Annotated in this window: 5 protein-coding genes; 4 read left to right on the forward strand and 1 reads right to left on the reverse strand. The window is 43.3% G+C overall.

What is annotated here, in order from left to right; translation table 11 throughout:
- Positions 1-69 precede the first annotated feature (69 nt).
- Complete coding sequence (locus tag ACCM36_RS07715) at positions 70-2,874, reverse strand: DEAD/DEAH box helicase (RefSeq protein WP_370573172.1); 2,805 nt, start codon at positions 2,872-2,874, stop codon at positions 70-72.
- Between the two features lie 192 nt (positions 2,875-3,066).
- On the opposite strand from ACCM36_RS07715, the gene mprF reads away from it, so the two are divergent.
- The 4 genes from mprF to ACCM36_RS07735 all read left to right on the forward strand — a co-directional run.
- Complete coding sequence (gene mprF / locus ACCM36_RS07720; protein ID WP_370573173.1) at positions 3,067-5,640, forward strand: bifunctional lysylphosphatidylglycerol flippase/synthetase MprF; 2,574 nt, start codon at positions 3,067-3,069, stop codon at positions 5,638-5,640.
- Positions 5,641-5,720: 80 nt separating this feature from the next.
- Positions 5,721-7,106, forward strand: a complete 1,386-nt coding sequence (locus tag ACCM36_RS07725; RefSeq protein WP_370573174.1) for a cation:proton antiporter — start codon at positions 5,721-5,723, stop codon at positions 7,104-7,106.
- 83 nt (positions 7,107-7,189) lie between these two features.
- Positions 7,190-7,624, forward strand: a complete 435-nt coding sequence (locus ACCM36_RS07730) for a GNAT family N-acetyltransferase (RefSeq protein ID WP_370573175.1) — start codon at positions 7,190-7,192, stop codon at positions 7,622-7,624.
- 27 nt (positions 7,625-7,651) lie between these two features.
- Positions 7,652-8,021 (forward strand): arginase family protein (locus ACCM36_RS07735; RefSeq protein ID WP_370573177.1); only part of this gene is annotated, 370 nt, incomplete at its 3' end.

Here is an 8,021-nt window from a genome sequence, read left to right on the forward strand (position 1 = left end):
CACATAGAAAGCATTTAGGTCGAGAAGACCTACCAATTCTATAAATTTCTGATTGCTACCCAAAACCCCTCACCTCAGCATCTTTTGCACTCTTTCCCGAAGTTCCTGTACTTTCTTATCACCCGGTTTCAGTCTGAGGGCTTCATCGTATGCACCAACAGCCCCTCTTATATCTCCGAGACGATACAATGCAGTACCTTTGTTCTTCCACACCACGCTTTGGTTCGCACCCATGTTAAGAAGCCTGTTGAAGCATGTAAGAGCAACCTGGTTCTGGCCAAGGTTGAGGCAGGTTATACCCTTGTTCAGGAGTGCGCCGGGATTATCAGGTTCAAGCTGCAAAGCAGCCTCAAAGCATTCATACGCCTGCTCATGGTCTTTTTGCTCTTTTCCTGCGGATATTCCGACTTTTACCCATTCGGCTGCTGTCCTTGTCTGCCTCTGGCGAAGTTTCCTTCTGGCCCTGTTCAGAGCACTTACAGGATCAAATCTCTGTTCTGTTCTTTCCTTGTTCTCCGGTATGTCAGCAACACTCTTTTCCTGCTTTTTCATATCACTGGCGGTCTTTTTCTTCTGCGGGATATAGTCGGGTTTTCCGAGCATCTTGCAGAGTATGATCATAGCTGCATCCTTATCCAGCGGATTGTTGTTGTTCCCGCATTTTGGGGACTGGATACAGGAAGGACAACCTTCGTTACAGGGACAGCTTTCAATGGACCGCAGAGTAACCTCAAGCATTTCAACGATCTTACCATATCCGCTTTCAGCATAACCGACTCCTCCCTGGTGTCCATCGTATACGAATATCCCACTGTTGCCTCCAAGATCAGAGTGTTCTGCTGTGGAAAGTCCCCCTACATCATTGCGATCGGCCAGCAGATGCAGCGGATACATCGCTATCATCGCGTGTTCAATGGCATGGATCCCACCGGCAAAATCCAGGTTATATGCTGCAACCGATCCCATGAACCTGCCAGGCAGTTCAAGCCAGAGGGCTTCTGTTTCAAGAGTGAACTTTGGCATTTGCAGGGCATACTGCCCAAGTTCCTTATCTGTACGCTGCTGCAACTTCTTGTAACCTGTTACTTGCTGGGTCACATCCACGCTTCCAAAGCCGACCTTTACATCAGGGCAGGTTGGCAACACTTTTGTTTCTAAAACATCCCTTACGATCACATCCGAGGATACCATTGACCTCGTATAGTATTCATCCTGTGTGTACTCTACGTGTATCTCCCTTTTTTCATGGTCCTGTGAAGTGACAACATAGGCAGTTCCTTTGTTTATGTACACTGCACCTTCAAATGCTTCTCTGTAAGCCTGAAGTCTGCCAAGAGAGTTCTCCAGAGGTCTTTTGGAAGCCCTGTCAATAATAGTATATGCATCACTGTCAATATCCCGGATAGATATGTGCATATGAGCATTAGTATCCAGTGACCTCTTTTCAGAGATACCTTCCAGCAATTTTTCCTCTTCGAGTACATTCACTATCCTGCTGAACTCACTGCCAAAATACCGTTCATCTTCTGCACGCAAAGGGATCTCCCTGGCTGCACATAGCAAATGGCCTGCCTGTATATAGCGGTTAGAAACATTGATCACTGCTTCTTCGCACTGTCTTCTGAAAAAGTCTCCCGGATTTCGCATATAATACTGATCCAGAGCATTGGGATCTGCAACAAGTACCACTATGCTTTGCTCATATCCGCGTCCGGCTCTTCCTGCCTGCTGTCTTGCGCTCATTATTGTTCCGGGAAAACCATCCATTATACAGGCATCAAGACCACCGATGTCAATACCTAATTCAAGGGCATTGGTGGAAATGACACCTGCAATTTGCCCCTCGGAAAGTCCCTTCTCGATGATCTCACGTTCATTTCCGTGATACCCACCTCTGTATGAACTGATCTTTTTCTCAACACCTCTGTGAGCAAGAGTGTTCTTTGATTCAATGAACATCCGTTCCACTTTCTGCCTTGACCTTGCAAAAGCAATTGTCTGGAAGCCGCTCTGGACAAATGTTGTGAACAGGTCCACCGTTTCCCCAAAACTGGCTTTCCTTATGGTGAAGTTCCCATACTTTGCATACAGAGGTGGGTTCCAGAATACGAATTTCTGTAGTCCTCTCCCGGAGCTGTCATTGTCTATCAGCACCACATCCTTGCCTATCAAAGCTGAAGTATGTTCCACAGGGTTACCGATTGTAGCGGTGCAGCAGATGTATTGGGGATGTGCACCATAATGGTCACAAACTCTGTTCAGCCTCCTTAACAGGTTTGCCATGTGGCTGCCCATAACACCGCTATAGGTGTGGCTTTCATCAAGCACGATATACCTCAGATTTGAAATAAAGTGTTTCCACTGATGTTTCCATTGCAGAAAGCTCAGGTGCAGCATATCGGGATTTGTGAACACTATCCGGGGGTTATTGTACTTCACAGCATCTTTTTCATTTTTCGCCATCGTTCCAATGAACCTGTTTATATTGATATGCAGTCCCATCAGCTGGCTGAAGTTCCTGAAGGTCTGGAGCTGGTCGTTCACCAGGGCATTAAGAGGTGATATATAAAGCGCTGTTGCCGATGGGTCTTCCATGATGGTCTCAAATATAGGCAACATGTAGCAGAGGGATTTGCCGCTGGCGGTACTGGTGGATAATACGATATTATTCTCTTCCCTGGCCTTTTCGACAGCTTCTGCCTGATGAATGTAAAGCTGCTTTATACCCGACTCACTTAAAGCATAATTGATAAGGGGTTTTAGTTCAACAGAACTATAAATGGGTTCCTTTGCAGGTATGTCTTCAATATGCACTATCTGGCCTTCGTATCTTCTTGAAGACTTTAGTTTGTTTACCAGTTCAGAAACATCCATGTTAAGATAACCCCACAATTTACAAAAGGAGAATTTGCGTGAAAGGCTAAACACCTTTTACGATAAAATGGTTTTCCATTTATACGATAATTTCTCCTTGAGTATTCTTAATATCTCTACGTAGCACTCAAAACCTGAGTAAATGTCAAATAGCATGATTAATATAGTGCATTTATATTGTGGAGAATTATATTGATTCAGAAAAAGAATTATCAAGCTCAGGAAATCTTAAAAAAGATCAGCTATTTGCTACCAATTGCCATTTTTGCGCTTTCATTATGGGTTCTGGACAGGCAGCTTCAGCCCCTGCAACTAACTGAGATCTTGGTAAGTTTCGCAGGTATCGAACCATTGAGTGTGGTATTTGCCTCTGCCTTTACATTTTTGAGTTACATTGCTCTTATCAGCTATGATTTCCTGGCCATGCGATACATTGGTCAATCTGTCTTATATAAGGAAATTCTTCGTTCATCTTTCACAAGCACGTCTATCAGTTATAGCATTGGTTTCAATCCTCTTACAGGCGGTTCACTGCGTTACAGGTTATATTCTGCCTATGGGCTGACAGTGCTGCAAATAGGCAAGGTGATCACCTTCTGCAGTATAACATTCTGGCTTGGTATATGTTTTGTAGGTGGATTGCTTTTAAGTTTTTATCCTATTGACTTACCTGCGTCTCTTTCTTTCTATGAGATTTATTTAAGGGTACTGGGAGTCTGTTTACTGTTTGGTTTGATTATTTACCTGGTGTTTTGTCAGCAGCAGAGGACTTTTATTATAAAAGGAGATGAGATCCGGTTCCCCAACGTAAAAACTGCTTTGGTACAGATCCTCATTTCATCACTTGATTCAATTTTTGCAGGCAGTGCATTATATTTCCTGCTCTCTGCGGGTGGAGAGATATCTTTCCCATATTTCATGGCAATGTTCTTAGTGGCACAGACCATTGCCTATATAACTACCATTCCCGGTGGGCTGGGAGTTTTTGAAGCACTCATGCTCCTTGCACTTGCTTCCCATTTAGCTCTTGCAGATATCATTGTTGCTCTTGTGATGTTCAGGATAGTGTATTATCTTACACCTTTCCTGGTGGGATTGATCATCCTTTCATATAGTGAGTTCAATGCAAGGAAAGAGATACTAATAAATTTGCACAAAAAAACATATCTTACACTCTCTTCATTCACACCCCAGATATTCGCTGTGCTCATATTCTTTGCAGGGATCATACTTCTTTTTTCGGAAGCTCTGCCTCATCAGATGGAAGGCATGCGCATTATAGCTAAAATAGTTCCTTTATCGTTAATAGAGTCTTCCAGCTTGTTAAGCAGTGTGATAGGTGTTCTGCTCCTCATTCTCGCCAACGGATTGTGGAAGAGGATCGACGGAGCGTATCTTCTATCGGTAGTAATACTGTTCCTGGGAAGTATCTTTTCCATCCTGAAAGGCTTGAACTACATAGAATCCGGTATCTTGTTTGCGATATTTTTACTGTTATTGCCTCAAAGACAGCATTTTTACAGGAAGTCATCACTGTTGAACCAGTCCTTCAGCAGGGACAATATAATTGCTATTGCTATTGTTGTTCTAAGTTTCATATGGCTTGGTATCTTCGCACACGAGCATGTGGAATACTCGGAAGAACTTTTATGGCAGTTTGGAACTAACATGCATGTATCCAGGTTCCTCAGATCAGTTGTAGGAATTGCTATTGTTTTAGCTATCTTTGGGCTTATGAGACTGCTTGGTGGTTCCAGTAAGGACCTCAAGCTTCCGGATGAGGACGAAATGGTCACAGTGAAGGAAATTATCAGGACCAGCGCTGACACTAACGGCAATCTCGTCCTTCTTGAAGATAAGTATGTATTGTTCAATGAACAAAAAAATACATTCCTTATGTATGGGATATCAGGAAAAAGCTGGGTCTGTATGGGTGACCCGATAGGAAACAGTAAAAATGTGAAAGAACTGATATGGGATTTCCATGAAATGGCAAATCTGCACCAGGGATGGACCGTTTTTTATGAAGTAAGCGAGAAATACATTCCTTATTACCTGGACATTGGGCTTACTTTGATCAAAATAGGAGAGGAAGCAAGGGTCCAGCTTTCAGATTTCAGCCTTGATGGCAGTTCCGGAAAGGATTTCCGATATTCTGTGAAGCGGATGGAAAAAGATGGTTACCATTTTGAGATAATGCAGCCAGAGGATATTCCTGCTCATCTGCAGGAACTTAAAAGCATATCGGATGCCTGGCTGGAAACTAAGAACACGAAAGAAAAGAGCTTTTCAATGGGCTCCTTCAACATTGAATATCTAGCTAATTTCCCTCTTGCGATAATAAAAAAAGGCGAGCAAATAGCTGCTTTTGCAAATATCTGGATGGCGGCCAATAAAGACGAGATGGCTATTGACCTTATGCGTTACGATCCTACCATCTCTAACACTACTATGGAATATCTTTTTACCAAGCTCATGCTGTGGGGAAAGGAAAACGGGTTTAAATATTTTTCATTGGGCATGTCACCACTTTCAGGTCTTGAGAACAGGACACTTGCACCTTTGTGGAACAAGATCGGTTCAACCATTTTCACACATGGGGAATATTTCTACAATTTCAAGGGTCTCCGTGCTTATAAAGAAAAATTTAATCCGATGTGGGAGCCCCGTTATATAGCCTTGCCAAAGGGCATCAAACAAATGTTCGTCCTGAAGGATATTGCTTTATTAATATCAGGTGGGACGAAAGAGATATTTACGAAATGAGGACTATAGCCTTCTTGATGAGAAACCATGTACATAGAAATATCCTTTTTTACTTGATAGTCAATAGTCTATTTATTCTGATGGTTTTCTTCATCATTGTTCAAGGCAAGCAGTTGGAGTCCCCTTTGACTGGTTTTCCTGATATTACAGTGAAGAGCCAAAGCCACCTTCTGGCATATGAGGATCTGGGGATGGCTATGGGTCGAAGTTTAACTAGTAATTTGACCCATCCCTTAAGCCTTATGTTTTTACAGATCGCGGTCATAGTATTCATAGCCCGGCTCTTTGGGTTATTTTTTTACAAAATAGGTCAGCCAAGTGTGCTAGGTGAAATGACAGCAGGGATCGTGCTGGGTCCATCTGTGTTGGGAATGTGCTGTCCGCAGTTAAGCGGTTTTTTGTTCAGTCCTGCCTCTTTGGGGTGGCTGGAAACGCTCAGTAACCTTGGTTTAGTCCTTTTTGTATTCATCGTTGGTCTGGAACTTGATTCAGAACTGCTGAAAAATAAAGCGCAAACTGCCCTGGTAGTCAGCCATGCCAGTATTGTAGTGCCTTTCTTCCTGGGAGTTTCTTTAGCCTACTTCCTGTTCACCGGATTTGCACCTGAAGGAGTTTCTTTCGTCTCTTTCAGCCTGTTCATGGGCATTGCTATGAGCTTGACCGCTTTTCCAGTACTGGCTCGAATTATCCAGGAACGTAAGCTGACACAATCCCCTTTGGGCACCCTGGCTCTCACATGTGCTGCAGCCGATGATGTTACAGCCTGGTGTTTGCTGGCGGCTGTTGTGGGTATTATAAGGGCCGAAACAATAATGACTTTTGTTGCTACCGTTGTGATGGCTATATTGTACATTTTGTTCATGATTTACCTTGTGCGACCCATATTGCAACGTTTAGGCAATATATATGCTACACAGGAGCCTTTAAGCAAAGGATTCATCGCACTGTTGTTCGTTGTGCTGTTCCTGTCAGCTTTTGCCACAGAGACAATTGGGATTCACGCCCTTTTCGGAGCTTTTCTGGCAGGGGTTATCATGCCTTCCCAGGTTCATTTCAGGAATGTGCTCATTTCCCGCATAGAAGATGTCAGCCTGGTGATATTGTTACCTTTGTTCTTTGCCATTAACGGCCTGAAAACTCAAATGGGCCTGCTGAATGCAGGCTATTTGTGGCTCATCTGTGGTTTAATAATTCTGGTGGCGGTTATGGGTAAATTCGGTGGCAGCGCTGCAGCAGCCCGTTTCACAGGCCAATCCTGGGCTAACTCATTTGCCCTGGGAGCGCTGATGAATACGCGAGGATTGGTGGAGCTAGTTGTCTTAAGTATAGGATATGAGCTAGGAATTTTGAGTCCCACTGTCTTTACCATGATGGTTCTGATGGCTCTGGTGACCACATTTATGACCCGTCCTATGCTGTGGGTGATCGAACGTTTTTTCCCGAATTCTGATTTAAAGGGTGGATGAAGTGCATTTTCCTGAATGAAAAAAGATATTTCGGAAAATAGTATATATTTAAAGCCGAATCTTTTTCCTTCAGGAGATTATCAATGGAATTGATACCTATTACACAGGACGTCTCTCAGATGATTCCGGATGAGGAGAATTGCCAGATGGTCTTTGCAATGCAGCAGGAGTACTATCTGAAGGTTGGTTGTAATAGGCCATGGATAGCTTATTTTGCAGTGGAGGACGGACAGTACATTGGTACATGCGCTTTTAAACGCAAGCCGGCAGGGAATAGAGTAGAGATAGCTTACTTTACTTTTCCGGATCATGAAGGAAAAGGATTTGCGACGCGGATGTGCAGGGAACTGGTGGAGATTGCCCAAAAACATGATGGCTCTGTGTTTGTCTGTGCAAGGACTTTACCGCAAATAAGTGCATCAACAAGAGTGCTTGAAAATAATGGCTTCACATTGACAGGAACTGTTATTGATCTGGATGACGATGAAGTGTGGGAATGGAAGTTAAGTGACGGATAACAATATTACTTAATATGGGAGAGCCCGATGTCAGAAGATCTGGTCAGAATATTCTTTCCTCAATGGCAAGGTTCCGGTGATAACACTGATCTGTATTTCAGTGCAACGGAGATCTATGATCTGTACCTTAAAGAGCATGACTTCATATCAATAGATGTCTGCTGTCATGAGAAATTTGGGGTAAAGAAAAATATCATGGGCTTGGATGCCATAGTTCATAATTTGGAACAGGTAGCAGATCTGCTAAACAGGGAAAAACCAATAAAGATATTTTCTGTGGGTGGTGATTGTGGGATTGAATTAGGTCCCGTTTCTTACCTGAACAAGGTTTACAATAAGGATCTGGTGGTAGTATGGTTTGATGCACATGGCGATCTGAACACACCGTTGAGTTCTC

This window comes from Methanomethylovorans sp., from assembly GCF_041305605.1.
In the GTDB taxonomy this organism is placed as follows: domain Archaea; phylum Halobacteriota; class Methanosarcinia; order Methanosarcinales; family Methanosarcinaceae; genus Methanomethylovorans.